We start from the raw sequence: 20972 nt of genomic DNA, 5'->3' as shown, positions 1-20972 counted from the left end.
GTTGAAGATACTTTAATTTTTAATAGCATCGATTTTTATACAATCCTTAATTGTTTATATATTCCGTTCGAATTTTCAGAAAGCAAGACTTATTTTATTTCTTTGGCTTGCTTTTTTTCCTTTTCTTCATAAAGCTTTAGTCTTTTCTGACGTTCCCTTTCGTGTTCCTCCCATGAAATATAAAATGATGGAAATTTAAATCTACAATAGGCTAATAATTGGAACTCTGCTGCGCCTACGGCTACCGCGTACATGATTAAAGTTCCTCCCGCATACAATCCAAAAATCTTCAGTGTATAATCATTATGCACATAAATTAAAATGAGAAGAGTTAACACATAAATTACAGCACACTTAATTGCAATCCTCTTTGTTTTACTAAAAAATGAAGGGGATTCTTCTCCCGTATTAAATGCCCCTTTACTTGCCTGTCTAAAAGTATCAATAGTCGCTAAAATATGTAATATGACTGCACCTAAAAATAATAACCCAACATACATTAATGTAATTTGATCAATTGAATAATTTGACATTCCCGGGATTATCAACATTGTAAATGTAATAGTACCTAGCTGAAACGCATATAACAGTACCACAAGTGTTTGTAGTTTCTGAAATTTAAATGGCATCTTAGGAAACAGATAAATAATTAAAAAAATTACTTGAAGACTATAAAGCACTAACTCAAGGCTAACAATTATTTTATCAAAGAGAGTCGGGTAATAACTCCAACCAAACCTTATTAACCCTCCAATAAGAAAAAACATTATTAATGAAATAAAAAACATCGTTCCAAACATAAACCCTGTAGCCCAATCGGGTCTTAAGCGATTGTTGCAAGTACTTTTAAATTCATTTAAATCTTCTTTTATATTCCACACCCTGACATTTCACCTTCTATATATATTAATGGCTTTCTTTAAATTTCTTTTCATATTGTAAGTAATCCTTTTTTGATTTCCGATTATTTTCTTCTTTATTACGTAAATATGTTGTTATTTCTTGATCATGCCCAATCATATTATTTTCTTCATTTCTTTGTTTATAGCCTATCGAAATTGTTATCTCTGTTATTTTCATCGGATTTTCCTTTGTATCCTTAGCAGAATTAAATTCAATTAGTAGTGTTGCATAACTAAACTTCTCATACTCTAATTCTAAATTCCCATTAAATATCTCTTTAAATTGAGTTTCTGATAAATTATAGCTTATCGTAGTTGGTTGGCTGAAGCTTTTTTTATTCACATTTGGTTTCAATTCATTTATTCCTTGCACTCTATTGAGCATTAATTTTATATTAGACATATCTTTCCCTCGATTTGAAGCTTCTAGCTGTCCATTTTCGTATCTTATATCTGACTTGAATACAAATTCTTCTTTATATTGTGGGTTGTCACTATGTTTTTCATCCTCAACTGGAGTATTGACTTTCTTTTGTGTCTCACCAAAAAGAATATTATCTTTAATGCTATAAATACCTTGCGTTGTTTGATAAACTACTCCTATTTGCTTATTATTATCCTCAATAAAAGTACTATCCCTAACCTCTTCTTTCACATACGCATACCCTTCATCACTCGCAGACATAACCGTCTTCATATCACCTTCATCCAATGCCTTTACTAATCTCTCATACTCTATCTTCGTCTCCCCAAAACCACATCCACTTAATAAATTTGCTACTATTGACAGAACTATTATCATCTTAGCTTTCTTCTTTAACTTCATACTGACACCCTTATTCAATCAAAATAAGCTTTCCTCTTTCCATTTTGGAAGAGGAAAGCTTATTTCCTTTTAAATTTATTTTTTTCCCTTTATTTCTAACTCTTGTGCTTGTTGTTGCTTTTTATTTTTTTCAATTACTTTTTCAACAAACTCATTCCGCCACATTTTAAACTTAGCTGCGAATTGACCTTCAATTTTATTTCGATACCCTTCAAATTTAACCTCTGCAATATCCGTGTGGTTAAATAATTTATACGTCTCTTCGGTTAAACCCACTGGATGCAACACTCCACCATAATCATAGAATGTGTTTTCATCAAGTAATAAACCTCTCGTAGTGATTACATACTCCACATCTTCCTCTTCTTTAAGACCCAATCTTACAACACTGCCTAAAGGTAATACTTTATCCATATAGTCTTTCATATTAATTCACTGTCCCTTTTAGTACGCTAATTTTCTCTTCTATTTTTTGTCTTTTTTTCTCTAATTGACGGATACGATCAATAAATGCCTCACGTGTTTTTCCTTGTAATGTACTATCAATACTACTCTCTAACCTTCTAATATCTCCCGTTAAAGATGTAGCTGCTTTTTCCAATTGCACTACAACGTTTATAATTTGTTCTCGTCCACCACTAGCTGGAAATGTACTATGAACTCTTGACATTATCGTATGTAAATCCACCTTCATACCCCTCTCTTTTAAATTTATAAACTTGGAGTTTTAATAATATGAAACTGCTCCTAATTCTTCGTCTTTTGCAAACATAGAAAATACCGCTTCTGAAACATCGTCATTTAATTGTTTTAAATCTTTCGATAACTCCTTCACATCTTTAGCAATTTCACCTAATAAAGAACGGTTTATCCCCCTACTGTTATCATTCATAAAGAGATTTAACAATGAGTGACGATGACTTAATATATGTTCAGATACAATTGTAGCTACATTTGTATCAACTACAAAATCTCCTTTAAACAAATCTAGTAAATCTTGCACGTAAGAAGCTGCAACTTCTTTTGCAATATCTAAAATTTCACTTGTAGCTAAATATACTACAACACTTCCAGCTAAAAAATTTATAGCAGTATTAAATACAGACTCTAATACTTCTAAAACTTTTTCCTTACATTTCGCTAAAGTTGTTTCAATCCATTCTACAGCGATATCTACCGCTCCTTTTATTTCAACTGTAGCCATTAGGCTAAATTGAATTTCTTCTGCTGTAATTTGGGATTTTAGCCTTTCATACTTTGTATTTAATCTTGAAAAACCTTCTTGAACTATATCTTTTAGCTTTTCAAGCTCCTTGCTACCTTGCATAACGTCCGAGTACCATAATATCCCACCTAAAATAGTAGAAATTGGCGTTACGCTTAGTATCAAATTAATTGCATTTCCAGCTATTTTTTCTTCCTGGATAGAAACTTTTCTATGAAATACGTCATTTATAGTTCCTGTATATATTGCACCAGTAGATTGGGAAAGCTCCAGAATCCCCGGAATAATATCCCACCCTGTATCATTATCACTTGCTAGTTTATCAATCCATATTAGATGTCCATTCTCATCATAATCCTTCACTGTAAAAGCATATGAGTGACCAGCTTGATTCGGAATTTTATACATTCTTCCCGGAAGTGTGAAGTCTGCTGCCTTTATCCCAATATGTAGTGGATCATTCTGATTAATGATATTCCGAACATTTTTCATATCAAAGCCATTACCAAACTTATCTACATCTCGATTTAAAACTGGTGCTGGATTTAGCGCCAAAACATCAATATCGTCTTCTTGATGCCTTAATGCTACTGTATTTGCAATACCTCCGCCCAAAGAATGTCCTGTTATACTAATGGTTTTACCATCAGCATATTGTTTCACTTTTTCGTAAAATGCCTCTCCTTGATCATATTGTTTTACTTCTAACTCATGTTCCCAATCATTAAACACTAATTTATTTGCATTGGTTAAATTATGACCACCTATCTCCGCATCCACTACTACATCACTATTATTGTCTTTTCCAGCTTCCGTTCCAACATACGAAATAACAACTTCTCCTGTTTTATTATCCTTAAAGGCATAAGCTGCAAATCCTGTATCTTTATCCACTTCAACTTCTATAAGTGTTGCACCAAATTTTTCTTCTAAAGTATTTATGTTTAATTCCCTGCCGTTTTCTCCTGTTTTATTATATGGCTCTTCGCTGTTATTGAAACTATATATATCTTCTCCTGCTAGTTTCAATTTCCCCCAATCCGAACTCAATCTATAATTTTCTGTCTTTTCCACACCTTTCGTCAAACCACTTCACCTTCCCATTTAATTACTTATTTTTATATTGTTTTTCATAATTTACAAACTCTTTCTTAGCTTCCTGATTGTTATCTTTTTTACTACTAAAATAAACATATATTTGTTGACTATGCGTTAACATTTTACCTTCATCATTTTTCTTCTCATAGTCAATTGAAATTGTTAATTCTGTTATTTGCATTGGGTGTTTTTCATTGTCTATTGAATCGTTAAAGTTAAGTACAATTGATGCATTTTCAAATTTATTATATTGCAATTTTAATTTATCATTAATTATTTCTTGAAATTGTGCTTCTGTTAAAGTAAATCCAACTGAATTTGGTTCATTAAATTTTTTTCTATTACCATCTGCTTTCAGTTTTAAATTCCCTACACCTTGTAATCTATTAAATATCAATTTCACAGGAGAAATATCTAAATTTGAATCCGAACCTTGAAGTTTTCCGTTTTTATACATAAAGTTGGTATTATATTTTTCTTCTTCTTTATAATTAATATCCTTATGCCTATCCTTTATATCTTTTGTTTTACTTGTTATTTTTTGAGACGTTATTCCATATAACAATTTTTCTTTCAAATTATATATACCTTCAGTAGTTTGATATAGTGTATTATGAATTCTGTCATCACCATTTTTTTCTGTCGTAAAATCAATAACCCGTTCCTTCACATACGCATACCCATCATCACTCGCAGACATAACCTTTCTCATGTCACCTTCATCCAAAGCTTTGACAAATGGCTTATAATCTATTTGCTTTTCTCCAAAACCACATCCACTTAATAAACTTGCCACTATTGACACGACTATCATCACCTTAGCTTTCTTTTTTAATTTCATACTGTCACCTCGTTAGTTACTCTAGGCATTTTTAGTTTCATTATGTTCCCTTTTTGATAGTAATACACTTCATCTTTACCTAATGGTGCTTCGTTGCTTATATATTTTATATTGAAGATACTTTGATCATTTAATGGCATTGCGATAATTGCTGCTGTTAGTTTACTTCTCATTTTCATAGGTAGAGCTTCACGATTTCGGTCCATGTAGTCGTGGTGACCTGCTAATACAAAGTAAATACCTACTGTACGAGATAAATCAATTAAAGTCGCTGCATCCTCCATTTCTAAATAAACAAATTTACTAAACTCTTCAACATTTGTCATGATAATGAGTTGTTTTGTGAATGCAGGAATTTCTCTACCTTCTTGTCTTGCTTGTGCTAATTCAAAAGCTCGTTCACGAATTACTTCCATCCAATACTTCGCATGCATATTGATTTCATTTTCGTCTACAATGTAGTGCGTCACATCGTCTTTATATTGAACGAAACTATACTCTGCTGTATCCACCAACGTCACACTTTCAAAATAATCTTTATTCAATTGAGATAGGATGCTAGATACAATTTGTTTTCTCATACTATCATCTACACTATAAATCATTAAATGATCATTCACTGCAATATCATGAGCTACAACTTCTACGTTTGCAAAATCAAGCCCCATTGGAATTCTTGCTGCTTGTAGAGCTTTTGTAACGTCTTTATTTTTACGATAAGTAGCAATATCAATCACTTCTGGCATCATTGGAATTGCCTTCGGACGTTCTCCATCCCATTCTCGATCCATATCATTTGCTTCTTGTTGTAATAATTGAATTTGCTGTAATTCATCTTCTGCTTTCGTAGGTAATGCAACCTGGAATAATGTAGGAGATTCTAGTTTTATTAACGCTCTTCCTGCTGTTTCTTCCACTTTTATATCAGATCTCCCTACAATACTAGCTACTTCACTTTGATCAATCATATATAGGCAAGTTTGGATTTTAATATTATTGTACAATTGAATTCTAAGTGCATTTTGTCGCCCTGCACTAATTAAGGTATGAATTCCTAAACTTGCACCATCTCGGACAATTTGCATAATTAGCATTTCAAAGCTTTCATAGAACTTCGCTTCTTTTACTGCATCATAATTGTCGATTGCAATAATAATATGTGGTATTTCTTTCCCGCTTGCCTTTTCATACATTTCAATATTTGCAACGTCATATTCACTTAATAATCGTTTACGATTTTTCATTTCTTGAGTTAATCTTTCAACAAACTTTAAACATTTTTCAGATTCATCAATCGTAATCGTATCCGCTACATGAGGTAATCCTTTCAAAGGTAGAAGACCATTTGTTCCAAGGTCCACTAAATACACATGCAAATGCTCCGGACTATGCTGACGAGCTACATCCATAATGACTGATTGTAAGAATGTTGATTTTCCGTAGCCTGGGCTTGAGAAGACCGCTACGTGTCCGTCTTTACTAATATCTAATGTTAATGGTGTTTGTGATTGTAATTCAGGCTGATCTAGTAGACCAATTGTTGCTTGTAATGGTTTCTTTTCTTTCGTCCATGCTTCTTTGAACTGAATTGCATGTAAGTCTTGTAAATATACGCTTTCTGGAAGTGGTGGTAACCACGGTCTAGCTAACGCTTCAATTTCATTTATTTCTGCGTAATCGTGAATGTAGTCAATAACAGCATCCAGTTCAGATGGTACGCTTATTACTTCTTTACTGCTACCAAGTCCACTTAAATCTTCACTTAATATTTCATATTGTCCTAGATCATTTATTGCATAGATTGTTGCATCTAAATGTTCTTTATCCTCTTTATTTTCTACATAGTCTGCTCCGCTCCAAGCTGATTGGAATAGTTCATAAATTTCATTATTCCCAACTTGTAAGTAAGCACGTCCTGGTAATGTAATTTCAGCAGCATCTGGCGTTTTTAAGATTTCATTACTATCTGACGTATTTTGAACTTTTAATGCTAGTTTGAATTTCGAGTTACTCCAAATTTGATCATCTACAACACCACTCGGTTTTTGCGTAGCTAATATTAAATGGATCCCGAGTGAACGACCGATACGCGCTGTTGAAACTAACTCTTTCATAAATTCTGGTTGTTCTGACTTCAATTCCGCGAATTCATCACTAATTAAAAATAGATGCGGCATCGGCTCACTTACTAAGCCTTCTTTATACAGTTTTTGATACTGATTAATATGGTTTACATCATTTTCACCAAATAATCGTTGTCTTTTCTGTAATTCAGCTTTAATTGATGCGAGCGCTCTCATACTTTGCGCTCCATCTAAGTTCGTAATTGTTCCTAATAAATGCGGTAAGTTTTTGAATAAATTCGCCATTCCGCCGCCTTTATAGTCAATTAGTAAAAAGGCTACTTCGTACGGGTGGAAATTGACTGCTAGAGATAATATATACGATTGTATAATTTCCGATTTACCTGAACCTGTTGTACCTGCTATTAATCCGTGTGGTCCGTGTGCTTTTTCGTGTAAGTTTAAGTTTACGATATCTTCTTTCCCACGTAATCCAAGTGGTACAGCTAAAGATTTATGCGCTGCATTTTTCTCCCAACGACTTGTGATATTCAGTTCTTTTACTTTTTCAACGCCGTACATTTCTAAAAATGTTACGCTTTCTGGAATACTATTTTTTAAGTTTTGCAAATGATTTAATGGTGCTAATGCCCGTGAAATATCTTCTAAATTGAATCCTTTTGGCACATGATTTAGCTTAAATTGACGGTTAACAAGTTCTCCTTGCTCTAAGATGATGTTCCCTTGTTTTGCATCTCTTATATCTATTACCGTTTTCACATGCTCCGGTAAACTTTGCATAACATCTTGTACAAATACAAGCGATACACCTAATTGACTCGGGTCATCATTAAAGAATTCCATAACAACATGGTCTAATATTAGTTTTTCATCTGTAATGAGAACGACATAGTGCGGTGCAAAGTACATTTTTTCATTAGTAGAACTTTTTTCATCTAGTTTTAATTTTCGTTCTTTCAATATTTGATACAAACTATTTAACACTTGATCACGGCTACGATCATGGTATACAAATCCACGTACATTTATATCGCGAACACTTCCATGAGGTAACCAGCGCATCCAATCCCATTTTTCTTTTTCTTCTTCCGGAAAAATAGTAATAAACTGCAAGTCATAATAACTATGGAATAAAGCCGTTTGTGCAACTAATAATTGTAATTGCTCTAACACTAAAGAGCGTTGACCAATATAACCGACTGGTCCATTCATTAAATCTGTTACAACTGGTACATCTTCCAACGATAGATAACGCTGTCTTAGTTCACGTGCTATATCAATTAATTCATCTTTCGTTTGACTAAATTCTTCTTCATTAAATTGAATTTCAAAACTCGTATTAGCTTGTCCTGTTCCAACGCTAAATGTTAAGAAATCATGATGTAACATTGTTTTTTCATAAATTCGAGGATTTACTTGAACTGCCATATTACGTATTACTTCTACATTTGGATTGTGATAATGTAATGCGTGACGCTGTTTTTCACTTTCTGCATGTAAATCTTTCGTTTTTTGTTTTATATACTCTCTATAGCTTTTATCTCGTTCAACAATATCGACTTTATATTGCTTTAAATTTTTTATATACGATGTGACAGAAACAATGATTGTTACTAATGTCATCGCAATCGATGCGATAATAAACATTCCATATTTCATGAAAATAGCAAGTAATACGGTTACGACAATCATGACAAGTGAAGGTGCAATGATTCTTGCTAAATGCTCCGTTGGTTTTGATGGCATACTTGAAGGCTTTGCAATTGTCATTTTCTCTTCTGGTTCACGGTAAATAATACGTGGTGAACGATGATAGTCTGGATAACCACTTTGATAATTTGTTTCTGATTCTACTAAAATAGGTAACGCAGATTTCACTTTATCTTCTGAAGAAAGTACTTGAATGTCTTCACTACCAATCTCCAATAAAATACCATCAAAATATAATACGTCTCCTGATTCTAATATAACGCTATCTTTTAACTTCGTATAATTATGAAATACATCCCCGCCATACACGTTCACTTTAAAAGAATCGTACAACGTTTCGCGAGATAGCATTAAATCTACACTAGTCCCGGTAATAGAAATATCATCGTAATCGTTTTGACTCACTGTAAGAGAATGTTTCGTTCCGATATCAAACACTCTAGTTGTGCCAACAATAGATATAAAGATTTTCAAGCTCACATCTCTTGTTTTCCCAATCTCAATTTCCTTATTAAATTCTATTAATTGATTCTGTACCATCCAAGCATTTACTTCATTATTCCACTTTAACTCTACTTCTTGTTCTAAACTTGGATTCGTAATATCATTTGTCCACTCTTTTCCAATCGACACTATTGATTGCTCATTTGGATGTAATGTGCACTTATATATTTTGTCTCCATAAGTCAATACTAATAGTTGCTCCATCCGTGTTCACTGCTCCTTTTCAACTGTCTCATCAAGTGCTTACTCTTTTTTCTCTGTGTCCGACAAATTTTTATCGCTTGATGAATTGCCATATTTCTTTTTATATTCATCTAATTGTTGCTCATATGTTTTTAACTTTTGATCACGTTCTTCCCCTGATAAATCTGGATTATTTTTCAGTGATTCAATTTGTTTAACAAGGCCGTACATAATAAGCTGAGGATCATCAAGTGTCTTAGCTAAATCTAATGATTTATCAAAATTACCTTTTCCGTTATACATCCAATACAGCAAATACTTTTCATCACTTTTCAAACTAATGTTTTTCATAATAGATTTCTTTTGAGCTTCACCTAGTTTTTCAGCTGTAATGTATGCAAATGCTAACTCATATTTAGATGCAATCGGTAATGATTCAAACTCCTCCTCATTCAATTGCGTAATGACTTTGTCATAATCAGTTGCTATGAAACTTGCATTTGCTTCTAACAATTTATTTTGATAAGGAAATTTTATAAAAGTGAAATATATTAAAGGAGCAGCTAAAATAACTGTCGCCGCTATGAAGGAAAAAGCTAAGTATTTAAATGATTTATAGCTTTTTTTAGGTACTAACTGCATATTTTTTTCTGTTTTTGTTTGTTCCTTCTCAAAGCTGTCATCAAGAAACTGCAGTAATGCATCTAAGCTTTCCATTTGAGCAACGGTCTGTTCAAATGTTGTTTCTTTTGCATCTTTTAGTAACCCAGCATACAAATCATCAAAGTTATGTTTTTGGGAGAATAAAGCAATAATTAGACACTTATATTGTGTTAAAAACTGCTCTTCTAATAATGGGGTTGGTGGAACAATATCTCGAATTCCTCTATGTATAATACTTGGTATTAAATTAGCATTAAAAACTATATTGTCTGGATGTAAAAAGAACGTGATTCGTTTATTTAAATATTTACGAAACTGCGCAACATTCCGAAGTAGTCTTAATTTCTCATTTCTTCTAAAACGGCTAAGATCGTCCCACTTATATAATTTTTTATCTACTTGATATAGAAACGTAAACATATCATCCGTTTCTTCTATTGTTAATGGTACAAATTCAGATGATACGCCCGTAATTATATCGAATTGACGGAAGTCTTTTATACGTGTTTGAGATTTGGTCATCTCCAATTTCCAATTTTCTTTTTCTATTTGAAATTGATAGTTCATTGCATCAATTTGAATTATTTTTTCCGCCATGTTTATCCTCTTCTCCTTTTCTTTATAACCCGTAATAACTTATTTTCAAATAACTAAAAGTAAAAAATATTCTTTATAAAACTTGCAAAATATCTCCATCTGTTATTTGGTGATCAATTAAACGATCATTATCTGTTAAAACAATTGACTTATTTTTCACTTTAATCACAAAATGTGAACCTTCATGATTATCAATCTTTAGCGTATCTAATAAGTTTTTTAATAAATATTTAATAGATTGATGATTCGGAATACGCAAATCATATGTATTTCCATTCCATTTACTAAAATCTACTGTCACATTGATATGTGTTTGTATTGCCATCGCTTTACCTCCAACTTTTACGAAGAACCGTATAAATACCGATGCAAATAAGTAGAATGCCACCGCCAAATAATAATATTATTGTTATACTAATTGGCTCTTCATTCATTGTTTCATTACTTGCTACTTCATCTGCACTTTTTCTGACAATGTATTCACTGCTAAACAAACTATTTTTCGTATCTTTAACACTATTATTCTCTTTTTGTTTTATAAAAAGAGAATCTCGCAAAGCTTCCATATCTTTTTGTTCTTTCTTTTTCTTTTTCTCAATTTCTTCTTCTATATCTTTGTTAAATAACTCAATCGATGCTTTATCTAATTCTGTTTCCTTATGTTCCTTTTTATTTTTTTCTTGGTCGCTTTCTTCAAGTCGATCCACTTTAAACTTAATCTTCCCATCATCACCAAGATAACTGTCAGCCGCGCTCCTTATCGGTAGCGCGACAAACAGTAAAAGGATAGAGAGAAATGATAACTTAGCCACTATGCTCCATTGTTTGATCATTTACTTCTTTTTCCTCCCATTTCTTATGCCATACAAATAGATTACTAACCAATCCAATAATGGCAATTACAAACAATACGACAAAAATAACTTTCCCAGTATCTTTACCACTAATAAAATCATTTAGAAAACTTTCTATATACTGAAGCGGTGAGAATTGACGTATCTTTCCGACAGAGGACATTTGATCTACTTTACTTCCAACTGCCTCAGTTAAAAATAGGTACATGCTTAAAAATACTAATAGTATAAACATACCTACCATTTTTATTTGTCGTAATAAGTAGGTTGAGACCAATACAAACGCCATCATAATAAATGTGATGAACGCAATCCATAGTAAACTTTGATCCTGACCGAACTTTAAAAGACGCCCAGAAATGATACCTATACTAATCCCTTCCACAATTGATATACCGAAAGCTACTACTGTAGTTGGTACATTCATATCAATTAATGAGAATTTCTCTTCAAAATGATCTGATTGCATTCGTTTCTTTTCTTGATTCGCAATTGCGTATGCTGTAAATAATGCAACAATGAAACAAGTTAATACAATTAAGTATGGTGTAAAAGCATTACCTGCTACAATTACTCCATCATTTTGCTTTTGAACTGGACTAGCTAAAAAGTCATATAGCATTTCATTTTGACGATCTCCAATACGACTATTCGCTAAAATTTTCGTAAAGTTTTTGGAGAATGATTTATCATCTTCCATTTTCTTCGTAAAGTCGTTTAGTAATAAATCAGCTTTTGAAACAATTGTCGTTCCGCTGTCTTGAATTTCTTTTGCTTGTCCATTGATTTGATCAAATGTTTTATATACATCGTCTGAAGTTGCTAAACTATGCTTCGAACTTTCGACCAATGACTGACTTTGCATCATTAATGATTTAATACCAGAATCTAACGATAAAATAGCTGTTTGCTCACCAGCATGATTTGTTGTTAATACTTGCTGCTCTTCAGCTAGCTTTAAGCTATTCTCACGCCATTTCGCTAAACCTTTTACATACTCTCCTAAATTTTCATTCATACTAGTTGCTTGTTGCGTCGTTCCATTTAATTTCTCCGCTAGTAGCATAGAATTTTGATCCGCACTAGTAATAGATTGTTGATAAGAGTTTATTTTTTGTTTTAAACCTGACATATCTTGCTTTATTTCTGTAGTAATACTTGATGAAACAAGATTTGAAATTAAATCAATTAAACTTTGTTTATTTAATACGTAGTACAAAGACTGATCCGTCGCAATTGCATCTAAACTTCCCTCTTCTAACTTAGGACCTACATCTTTCGTTCTTAAATCAATCCCATAATACATTTCGTAAAGGCTCATTAAACCTTGATAACTTTCGACTGTATCTACTGCTTCTTTTATTAATACACTGGAAGTAATATCTGTTATTTTTTCTGTTTTTTGATGTATAACTTGATTCGTTGTACTTTCAATAATTTTTGAATTGCTACCGTTATCTGTCCCAGTGTCTGGCTTCTCTCCTGTATCAGGTTTTTCTCCTGTATCAGGTTTCTCTCCTGTATCAGGGTTTCCTCCCGTGTCTGGATTTCCTCCTGTATCAGGTTTCCCTCCTGTGTCTGGATTTCCTCCTGTATCAGGTTTCCCTCCTGTGTCTGGATTTCCTCCTGTATCAGGTTTCCCTCCTGTGTCTGGATTTCCTCCTGTATCAGGTTTCCCTCCTGTGTCTGGATTTCCTCCTGTATCAGGTTTTCCTCCTGTATCAGGTTTTCCTCCCGTATCAGGTTTTCCTCCTGTATCAGGTTTTCCTCCCGTATCAGGTTTTCCTCCTGTATCAGGTTTTCCTCCTGTATCAGGTTTTCCTCCTGTGTCTGGATTTCCTCCCGTATCAGGTTTTCCTCCTGTGTCTGGATTTCCTCCCGTATCAGGTTTTCCTCCTGCATCAGGCTTGACACTGTCACCATTATTACTCTGTTCTGTTTTTTGAATAATAGGCGTTTTAGCATTGTGTACTAACGGCATTATGCCATACTGTGATTTATGAACCACATTTTCCACTTTGCTATTTTCCGTTTGTGTTCCTTTATCTTCTTTGTTAGGTTTTTCTTTTTCAGGACTAGTTTCTTTTTTATGAGTCCCGCTCAATTCCCACTGCCACATTACAGGAGAGAAAACATCTATATTGATGTTTGGATCTTTTAACTTCACATGCAGATCAATCTTTATATCCCCTTCATTACGAGGAGCTATTGTAATTTCTCCTGCTTCGCTTTGAAGAAAATCACTTGTACGATCCACATCATCAATATGTAAGAATCCTGTACTCCCATCTAGTTTAAATTCTTCTGGAATCTTTATCTTCAAAATTTGCGGAGATTCCATTTTAATTACTTTAGCAGTATCACTAAATGTAATTCCCTCTGTATAAAGTCTATCCTTTACTTCTTTAATTGCGTTTCCTAAAGATATTTTATTTACAGGATCATAATAAAAATTATTTTCTTTATTATATTTTTTTGTAAATTGAATTACATTTTGCAGTTGTAATTTCGTTGTATCTGGCAAATCACTTTGACCGATTTCTTCCATGTTTAAACTAGGTAATTTCGCAATTAAATTCTCGATTTGTTTCTTTATTCGAGCATCTGGTTGTTTCATTAATGTATTTATGAAGATTTCTTGCTTTCCATCATTCGACATAGATTGCTTTAACTTCTTAATTACCGTCTCTTGAATATCACTTTCTAACTTTCCTGCAAGTTCTGTATCATATTCAGATACTTGTTTTTTTACATCTGCTAAATATTTTTGAATCGCTGCAGCATCAGTTAAAATATTCGGTTCTTTCTCTGAAAACGTAAATTGATTTGAAATAATTTTATTAGCGGATTCCAATGCACTTAATTGCTTTAAAGCATCGCCTGTATTCATATCATTCATATATTGATTGAATTGATTTGTGTAATTATTCGCTAACAAATTGTTATCAGTTTGCATTTTTTGAAAGTTATTAAAACCATCTAAATACGTACTGTTAGATTTATTCCCTTCATCTAACGCTTGACCGAAACCTTTTAAAACATCCTGAAATCCTTTGAAACTATTAACAGAAACACCTGTATAATCCTGTACTGTTTTAAATTGATTTGTGTAATTTGCTAACGGACTATGTATATCTTTTTTATACATAGTTGTTTGAACGTTTCCTTTTTCAATTATTTTACCTATATTATCTTGTGCACCTTGTAACTTACCGATAATACTCGCAAAATAAACGTCGATTATTTGCTTATTGAAATCTTCTAAAATAACAGAAGCTGTATTTTCTGCCTCAGCTTTCAAATCCTTATTCCCAGTTGCATTTACTTTGTAGTTTAACGTTAATTTCTCTGGAATCTCTGAATCAATCGCAACTGCCTTCCTAGAAAAATCATTTGGAATAACAATCATCATATTGTAATTATTATTTTTCAATCCATTTTCCGCTACCCCGCGACTAACTACGTACCATTCTTGTTTCGTATTTTTATTTACATTTTTAACAAATTGATCTCCAAACGCTATTTTATTGCCCTCAAATACAGTGCCCTGATCTTCATTTACCAACGCAACTGTCATTTTTGGTGTAGTATTCTCATTAGCTTTCTTAACATTTTGATTTAATGCTAAATAGGAGACCCCTGTCGATAGTACAAGAGCTAAAATAATAAACAACAAGATGCTCCATTTGAACTTTTTCACTACTTATCACTCCTGCGACTGCGAGTCTATCTAATGAAAGACTTCGTATCTTACTCTAGTTTTAAAGTAATTTAGCCATACAACGTATGGTTGCATGGCTAAATTATATATTTCTTTTTATCTGTCTTATTGTAGACCGAAATTACGAGAAAGATCTTCGTCATGTCTAGCAACAGCTTCTGCAGTTTTATTAAGCTGCATATTAATTTCTTGTAATAGCTGTGCGAAGTTTTGTACTTTTGGCTTTAATTGATTGAACTGTTGGTCAAAACCTTCGAAAGCACGACCTTCCCATTCTCCTCTTAATTCATTTTGTAAGTTTTGTAGTTGACGTAAAATGTCCTCAATTTGATTTGCACCTTGTCCATATCGAGTCGCTTTCGATTTAAGCTCCTCTGGTGACATACGAATTTGTCCTGCCATTATTAAATCCCCCTTAAAATTTAAAAATAGTAAAATTAACCAATAATCAATTCTACAAATTGATTATATCAATAATTTAAAAATTTCTAAACAAAAAAATGATATTTTTCCAAAATTTCTCTTTTACTATAATAACGATATATTGTATAATACTAATTTATTTGTTTTTTAAGCACACTCTATAAATCTACTATAAAATAAAGGCAAACCATCTATTTTATATATTTATAAGGACTTATTCACTTTAAATTCCAGCGATAAAGTAGCCACTAAATCATTGTTTTCTCCCATTCAGAATATAATACTCACTTCAAAGTCATAATTACCTGCCTTTCAACAAACCCAAACTCTTCGTACATCTCTTTTGCAAAATTCCCAGCAAATACATTCAACCGAATTTCTAAATACTTCTCCTTTAATTCCTTAATACCAGCTTCCATCAGTTCTCGCGATAATCCTCTCCCGCGATATTCTGGGAAAACGTACAATTCATATATAAATCCAAGTTTTTCACGAGAAAAATAGTCTGTATTTTCCCCTATTAATATCCATCCCATTACTTTATTTTCTTCTTTAATAATTAAATAGTATGCTCCTTTTTCTACAATCGGCTTTGTAATCTCAATTGCTTTCTTGGTACTTAATTGACAATTGCCTCTCGTCCCTTCAAAAAGCGATTGAGCCGCATATTTTAATATTTCATTGGTATCTTCTTGATTCGCCTTAATTATCATTTTTCACAACTCCCCTTGAATAATAGGCATTACTATCGCTTGTTCAAGATTCTCCGCTTCCATAACAATTGCCGTTAATCCGTGTTCTGTACTTGTTTCATGGAGCTCTCCCTTTTCCCAAAACACAGCTTGTCCCGCCTCTATCTTTATCTTTTCTTTATTTACTCCACATACATATCCTGTCCCGTCCACAATAAGAAGCAGTTGAGATACAACTGCTTCATGATTACCGATGATTCCATTCTCGTGTAAATGCATAGCACCGATATGTATATTTCCTCGATGGTTTAATATTTTCGACATGATGAAATTAGATTGAAATACTGATAGGTGCTTTCCTACTTTTTCACTAAAATCAAAAATTTTCATTACTAGTTCTCCTTATACGTATAAAACCATCCTTACTGTCTGCATCATATGTCCTTCAAAGTCTTCTTCAAATTGCTCTAATTCAGCAAAACCTTTCGCTTCATAAAAGCGTTTTCCTTTTTCATTTGCTGCTTCTACATGTATGTACAATTTCCGTATCCCATTTAATGCTTTAATTCCTTTTTGTAATAAAGCACTTCCGATCCCTTTTCCTTGCTGATCTGGTAACAAATAAATCGCACCTAATTCCGCTTCGTTTTGTAGTCTAACAGGTGAAAAGTTCGCAAACCCTATTACTTCACCCTCTTCTTCCGCAACGAATAAATGCGTATTTTTAAGACGATATTTCATTTTTTCATCAGAATATGCCTCGTCTAAAAAACTATCTTGAATTTCTCTCGGAATAATGCCTTCATATGTATCATGCCAAGCTATTTTTGCTACTGATTGTACAGCGTGAATGTCTTCTTGCTTCATTTCTCTAATTATATATGTCATCTCGATGTCTCCATTCTCTTTAAATTATATTCTGCTAATATACTAGAAGAAACGGCAAAACCATTTTCATAATTCACCTTAATTAATTTTAATTTCTCAATTGAAGCTGTTGCAAAATTAAACTTTCCATAAATATATTCCATTACACTTAAAAACTGCTTTGTATGTAATCTATTTGCAATTGTACAATGCGGAACCCATTTTCCCGGTACGTAATATGAATTTGGGTTGTCATGAAAAGTTTTAAAATAATCATGATAAGAATAATGAAGTTTTAACAATTCATCGGTAACGGTCGGCGCTAGAAAGACCGTTCCATTAGTAGGAAAAATTCCAACAGAAGGAAAAGTTACTGCGTCTATATTTCCTTGAATGGCTACAAACTCCCCTAGTTTCTCCGTATACAAATGAACATCTAACTCATTATAATCCGCAATCGTTATATGAGGTTCTACTCCAGCTAATTGATTTGTTCCAATTACATTTGTTAATTCATTTTGCAGTTCTGTAATTTTATGAGTAAACACACGATCAAATGTAGCAATAATAGCGTACAATCTTTCTCACCCCTTCGTTACACATAGCGCTTCCCATTCTTCACGAATCATGCCCATTCGAATAGAATCATAGTATGTTCCGTTATAATAACGACACTTTCGCATTCTACCTTCTAAGCTCATTCCTATTTTCTCCGCTACTTTCATCATTCGTTCATTACCAGACCAAGTCGTGAGCCCTACTCTACCAATTTCCATCTTTTCAAATAATAAATCTCGATATAACGTTAACGCTTCTGTACCGTATCCACCATTCCAGTAAGTTGGATTATAAATAACAATTCCCATCTCCAGCCAACGCGTCGGTTTATGCTCCCAATAAAATCCGACCGTCCCTATAATTTGACCGTTATTTTCTATAATTAAATTTGACAGTGGTTCTTCTTGCAAACGAGTTTGCACCTTCTCTTTATAGGAAGAGTATTCTTGCATTGAGAACGGGAAATATGGCGCATCCCATTTCTTCCATTCTGGGCTTTCTTCTTTAAATACGATATTCCATAATGTTTTTATATCTGATTCTTCTATTGTACGAATTGTAACTTTCTTCCCCTTTAATATAACGTTTTGCATAATTCCCTCCTGCATTCCTCTTTATTTCATATATAATTATAATATTTTTTCAGAAAAATCAAAACTAATATCATTTATTATATTGTATAATTTTGTTATTAGATACCAATTATTGATTTAGAAAGCTGGTGATTTAGTGAATAATCGATTTAGTATTGCTTTATTTCTCACTATTATTACGACAAATATTATTCTATATTTCTTCTTACCATCAAATATTGTTACGAAATGGGACTTCAATGGAACGCCTACATCAACAATGGATAAAAGCACTTTTGTAATCGTAAATATAATTATATGTTCCTTCTTATTCTTTGTATTTTTAGCTTTATCTAAAGTAGCGAATAACCAGAAATTTCTCCATTGGATCGGCAACACAATGTTACTATTCTTATTTTTTGTCGATATTGTCATCGCCCTCATTGCTCTTGGCTTTTCACTTCCTCTTGATCATTTCATATTTTTAGCATTAGGGCTTTTATTTATATTAATAGGTTATTTCAGTTCCAAAATTGATACGACTAAATCAACCGTTTCATTAGAATGGAATGATAAGCACCTTGAAAAAAGAGCTTCAAATATTAGTAGTATTTCAATGATGATAGCAGGTATTTTTTTAGCGATACTTCCTTTTATCGTTTCTGCTCCCTATAGAGGTTATGCTATACTAGCAATTCTTTTAGGAATGACGCTTATCATTCTGCCGAGTACGATTTATTTACTTATTAAAGACAGCAAGCAATCTACTCCTTTAAAAAAATAGGAGGTTATATCCCTCCTATTTCAGCTTAATGTTTTATTTTTCACTTTTTCTATCTCAACTAAAATCCCTTTCCCTATCCAACCCTCTACACCATCTTTTTTAATTAAATCATATCCTGAACAGCTATCATCAATGAGAGAAACGATATCTCCCTTCCTAACGCTTATTTGCGCACAAGAAATATCGGTTTTCACTGTATATTCACCTGACTCAAGTTGTTTCATATATTCATTTTTTACAGTGAGTAAATTATTCGTTTCCTTTTGTTTACATACGGTGTAATCTTGCATCTTCTCGATAGGCTCTATGTAATAATACGGATATGTCACTCCGCCCTGCATTTCTGAATTCGCATTAAAATCCGCTATTACTTCATACTCCGGAAAATAGTCTACATATGTATAAGAAAACGTATCGCCCGTTTGTTTCCTCTGAATAATAAATACGTTTAATTGCCCTGCTTCTTTAATTGCATTTCCTCCATCAATTGCAATGATTTTTTCTCCTTATCAATAACTGGATTGTTAGACGGTGCTTCTTCAGAATAGTTCACGACAGGCCAATGACCAACTATTACATACTTATTTGCTTTATGTGATTTATTAAAAAACTGTGGCATTGCTATCGCATTTTTGCGCTCTGTTTCTTTCCAATCTACTCTATCTTCTAGACCGGCATGCACAAAAATATAATCTTCTGTTTCAATCGCTGTTGGCAAGTCTGTTAGCCAATATAGTTCTTGTGAAAATTCACTTAACAATGCTTCTTTCACTTCACGAATTGAAGTGCCCTCATGAACTGAAAAACCTAATTGCTCTAGCCATTCATTAAAAATCGAGTGCTTTCTCATACATAAATAATTAATAAAATCAGGATTTTCATTTAGAAGAGCCTCAACTAAAACTTCACAATTCCCTTCAACAACGTGAACCTTTGAATTGTTCTTTACAAGATTCATAACGTAGTTTACTACGCCTACGCTATCTCGTCCTTTCTCGCAAAGATCTCCATTAATAATTAAATAATCTTCATCTTTAAAGTTAACTTTATGTAGTGCTTCTTTTAAAAGATTTAATTCTCCATGAATATCAGATATGACGATAACTCTAGCATCATTAGGGATTGATAGTTTCTTTATTTTTTTCAAGTATAAGCGCTCCAATCATTCTCTTTATTAAATTAAAACAATTCGACAAAATACACTATATAACCTTTTCAAATACATATACCATAACTTACAACCTATTTACGGTTTAATAATAACTTAAAAAATAAGAAGAAGCTGTTCCCAACTTTTGCGGGACAACTTCTTCTTATTTTTTATAATTCTTTATGAAAAGAATAACTCACCTTATCATACCCTTCTCTTTCATAAAAACGATGAGCATCAATTCTTGAAAATGCTGACGTGAGGACGATAGACTCACATTCGTTTTCCTTTCCCCAGTTCTCTATATACGAAAGTAATACTTTCCCATGTCTTTTTGAACGATGTGCTTCTGCTGTTACAAGGTCATATACGAAAACGTGTTTCTTATTATAAAAGTTCGTACAAATTGCTACACCTGCAAGGCTAACAACTTCATCATCCTCATTACGCAGCGAAAATAGTTTATAATTTTCTTCTTTCATATTTCGAAATAAAGAGCTTGTTTCCTCTTTTGAAAGTTTCGTTCTTAATTGCTGTAAAACAGGTAATACTTCATGTAATTGCTCTTCTGTTACTACTTCTTTAACATTCATTTTTAACTCTCCCTTAACTATTTAAATAATTTTCTAAATGTTATATCATTATTATAGAAAGCAACTGCCCTTTACTTAAGTGGCAGTTTAAGTGTTTTTTATAAGGCCAGTTTTAAAGGAGAGTT

At 32.7% G+C, this 20972-nt stretch carries 19 protein-coding genes and 1 pseudogene; 1 reads left to right on the top strand and 19 read right to left on the bottom strand.

The annotated features are described in order from the left end of the window. Positions 1 to 89: 89 nt before the first annotated feature. The 17 genes from V7S45_RS10000 to V7S45_RS09920 all read right to left on the bottom strand — a co-directional run bounded on the left by V7S45_RS10000 (position 90) and on the right by V7S45_RS09920 (position 18341). Positions 90 to 881: a hypothetical protein gene (locus V7S45_RS10000; RefSeq protein ID WP_342761764.1), complete on the bottom strand. Its 792-nt coding sequence runs from the start codon at positions 879 to 881 to the stop codon at positions 90 to 92. Positions 882 to 906: 25 nt separating this feature from the next. Next, complete coding sequence (locus tag V7S45_RS09995; RefSeq protein ID WP_157797741.1) at positions 907 to 1728, bottom strand: DUF3952 domain-containing protein; 822 nt, start codon at positions 1726 to 1728, stop codon at positions 907 to 909. A 75-nt stretch (positions 1729 to 1803) separates the two neighbouring features. Then, on the bottom strand, positions 1804 to 2154 hold the full coding sequence (locus V7S45_RS09990; protein WP_000656383.1) for a DUF4176 domain-containing protein: 351 nt from the start codon (positions 2152 to 2154) through the stop codon (positions 1804 to 1806). A gap of 1 nt (position 2155) precedes the next feature. Continuing rightward, positions 2156 to 2416 (bottom strand): hypothetical protein, encoded by a 261-nt coding sequence (locus tag V7S45_RS09985; RefSeq protein WP_025687481.1) that lies wholly within the window; start codon positions 2414 to 2416, stop codon positions 2156 to 2158. A gap of 39 nt (positions 2417 to 2455) precedes the next feature. Next, on the bottom strand, positions 2456 to 4039 hold the full coding sequence (locus tag V7S45_RS09980) for a lipase (RefSeq protein ID WP_342761763.1): 1584 nt from the start codon (positions 4037 to 4039) through the stop codon (positions 2456 to 2458). A 22-nt stretch (positions 4040 to 4061) separates the two neighbouring features. Continuing rightward, positions 4062 to 4892 carry a DUF3952 domain-containing protein gene (locus V7S45_RS09975; protein WP_000768472.1) on the bottom strand — a complete coding sequence of 277 codons (831 nt, stop codon included), beginning with the start codon at positions 4890 to 4892 and terminating at the stop codon, positions 4062 to 4064. After that, on the bottom strand, positions 4889 to 9394 hold the full coding sequence (essC, locus tag V7S45_RS09970; protein WP_025687483.1) for a type VII secretion protein EssC: 4506 nt from the start codon (positions 9392 to 9394) through the stop codon (positions 4889 to 4891). The genes V7S45_RS09975 and essC overlap by 4 nt, the downstream gene beginning before the upstream one ends. Positions 9395 to 9433: 39 nt before the next feature. Beyond that, positions 9434 to 10633 (bottom strand): type VII secretion protein EssB, encoded by a 1200-nt coding sequence (gene essB / locus V7S45_RS09965; RefSeq protein ID WP_025687484.1) that lies wholly within the window; start codon positions 10631 to 10633, stop codon positions 9434 to 9436. Between the two features lie 73 nt (positions 10634 to 10706). Continuing rightward, positions 10707 to 10958, bottom strand: a complete 252-nt coding sequence (locus V7S45_RS09960; protein ID WP_001007571.1) for an EsaB/YukD family protein — start codon at positions 10956 to 10958, stop codon at positions 10707 to 10709. Positions 10959 to 10962: 4 nt separating this feature from the next. Next, on the bottom strand, positions 10963 to 11466 hold the full coding sequence (essA, locus tag V7S45_RS09955; protein WP_000595653.1) for a type VII secretion protein EssA: 504 nt from the start codon (positions 11464 to 11466) through the stop codon (positions 10963 to 10965). Further along, on the bottom strand, positions 11438 to 15187 hold the full coding sequence (esaA, locus tag V7S45_RS09950; RefSeq protein WP_342761762.1) for a type VII secretion protein EsaA: 3750 nt from the start codon (positions 15185 to 15187) through the stop codon (positions 11438 to 11440). The genes essA and esaA overlap by 29 nt, the downstream gene beginning before the upstream one ends. Before the next feature lie 126 nt (positions 15188 to 15313). Continuing rightward, on the bottom strand, positions 15314 to 15610 hold the full coding sequence (locus tag V7S45_RS09945) for a WXG100 family type VII secretion target (protein ID WP_000918601.1): 297 nt from the start codon (positions 15608 to 15610) through the stop codon (positions 15314 to 15316). A 305-nt stretch (positions 15611 to 15915) separates the two neighbouring features. After that, positions 15916 to 16344: a GNAT family N-acetyltransferase gene (locus V7S45_RS09940; RefSeq protein WP_025689880.1), complete on the bottom strand. Its 429-nt coding sequence runs from the start codon at positions 16342 to 16344 to the stop codon at positions 15916 to 15918. 3 nt (positions 16345 to 16347) lie between these two features. Further along, positions 16348 to 16713, bottom strand: a complete 366-nt coding sequence (locus V7S45_RS09935; RefSeq protein WP_000688074.1) for a cupin — start codon at positions 16711 to 16713, stop codon at positions 16348 to 16350. 12 nt (positions 16714 to 16725) lie between these two features. Further along, positions 16726 to 17211: a GNAT family N-acetyltransferase gene (locus V7S45_RS09930; RefSeq protein ID WP_000221048.1), complete on the bottom strand. Its 486-nt coding sequence runs from the start codon at positions 17209 to 17211 to the stop codon at positions 16726 to 16728. After that, complete coding sequence (locus tag V7S45_RS09925) at positions 17208 to 17768, bottom strand: 2'-5' RNA ligase family protein (RefSeq protein WP_025689883.1); 561 nt, start codon at positions 17766 to 17768, stop codon at positions 17208 to 17210. Before V7S45_RS09925 ends, V7S45_RS09930 begins: the two co-directional genes overlap by 4 nt. A gap of 6 nt (positions 17769 to 17774) precedes the next feature. Continuing rightward, positions 17775 to 18341, bottom strand: a complete 567-nt coding sequence (locus V7S45_RS09920) for a GNAT family protein (RefSeq protein ID WP_001181784.1) — start codon at positions 18339 to 18341, stop codon at positions 17775 to 17777. Between the two features lie 136 nt (positions 18342 to 18477). Between V7S45_RS09920 and V7S45_RS09915 the strand changes: the two genes are divergently transcribed. Continuing rightward, positions 18478 to 19104: a DUF1648 domain-containing protein gene (locus tag V7S45_RS09915; protein ID WP_088345897.1), complete on the top strand. Its 627-nt coding sequence runs from the start codon at positions 18478 to 18480 to the stop codon at positions 19102 to 19104. A gap of 20 nt (positions 19105 to 19124) precedes the next feature. On the opposite strand, the pseudogene V7S45_RS09910 reads toward V7S45_RS09915, so the two are convergent. Together V7S45_RS09910 and V7S45_RS09905 are read right to left on the bottom strand one after the other, a co-directional pair. Then, a pseudogene (locus V7S45_RS09910) lies at positions 19125 to 20251 on the bottom strand (metallophosphoesterase). Between the two features lie 173 nt (positions 20252 to 20424). Further along, positions 20425 to 20847, bottom strand: coding sequence for a GNAT family N-acetyltransferase (locus V7S45_RS09905; RefSeq protein ID WP_001101116.1), 423 nt, complete (start codon positions 20845 to 20847; stop codon positions 20425 to 20427). Positions 20848 to 20972 lie beyond the last annotated feature (125 nt).

The sequence above is a fragment of the Bacillus sp. BR3(2024) genome (assembly GCF_039134555.1).
Lineage (GTDB): Bacteria > Bacillota > Bacilli > Bacillales > Bacillaceae_G > Bacillus_A > Bacillus_A cereus.
This window is presented reverse-complemented; position numbering and strand designations above follow the sequence as displayed.

Excerpts from the sequence above, each read along its gene's own strand:
- V7S45_RS09995 (WP_157797741.1), bottom strand. The coding sequence starts at position 1,728 with ATGAAGTTAAAGAAGAAAGCTAAGATGATAATAGTTCTGTCAATAGTA.
- V7S45_RS09990 (WP_000656383.1), bottom strand. The coding sequence starts at position 2,154 with ATGAAAGACTATATGGATAAAGTATTACCTTTAGGCAGTGTTGTAAGA.
- V7S45_RS09975 (WP_000768472.1), bottom strand. The coding sequence starts at position 4,892 with ATGAAATTAAAAAAGAAAGCTAAGGTGATGATAGTCGTGTCAATAGTG.
- essC (WP_025687483.1), bottom strand. The coding sequence starts at position 9,394 with ATGGAGCAACTATTAGTATTGACTTATGGAGACAAAATATATAAGTGC.
- essB (WP_025687484.1), bottom strand. The coding sequence starts at position 10,633 with ATGGCGGAAAAAATAATTCAAATTGATGCAATGAACTATCAATTTCAA.
- V7S45_RS09960 (WP_001007571.1), bottom strand. The coding sequence starts at position 10,958 with ATGGCAATACAAACACATATCAATGTGACAGTAGATTTTAGTAAATGG.
- essA (WP_000595653.1), bottom strand. The coding sequence starts at position 11,466 with ATGATCAAACAATGGAGCATAGTGGCTAAGTTATCATTTCTCTCTATC.
- V7S45_RS09945 (WP_000918601.1), bottom strand. The coding sequence starts at position 15,610 with ATGGCAGGACAAATTCGTATGTCACCAGAGGAGCTTAAATCGAAAGCG.
- V7S45_RS09940 (WP_025689880.1), bottom strand. The coding sequence starts at position 16,344 with ATGATAATTAAGGCGAATCAAGAAGATACCAATGAAATATTAAAATAT.
- V7S45_RS09935 (WP_000688074.1), bottom strand. The coding sequence starts at position 16,713 with ATGAAAATTTTTGATTTTAGTGAAAAAGTAGGAAAGCACCTATCAGTA.
- V7S45_RS09930 (WP_000221048.1), bottom strand. The coding sequence starts at position 17,211 with ATGACATATATAATTAGAGAAATGAAGCAAGAAGACATTCACGCTGTA.
- V7S45_RS09920 (WP_001181784.1), bottom strand. The coding sequence starts at position 18,341 with ATGCAAAACGTTATATTAAAGGGGAAGAAAGTTACAATTCGTACAATA.
- V7S45_RS09905 (WP_001101116.1), bottom strand. The coding sequence starts at position 20,847 with ATGAATGTTAAAGAAGTAGTAACAGAAGAGCAATTACATGAAGTATTA.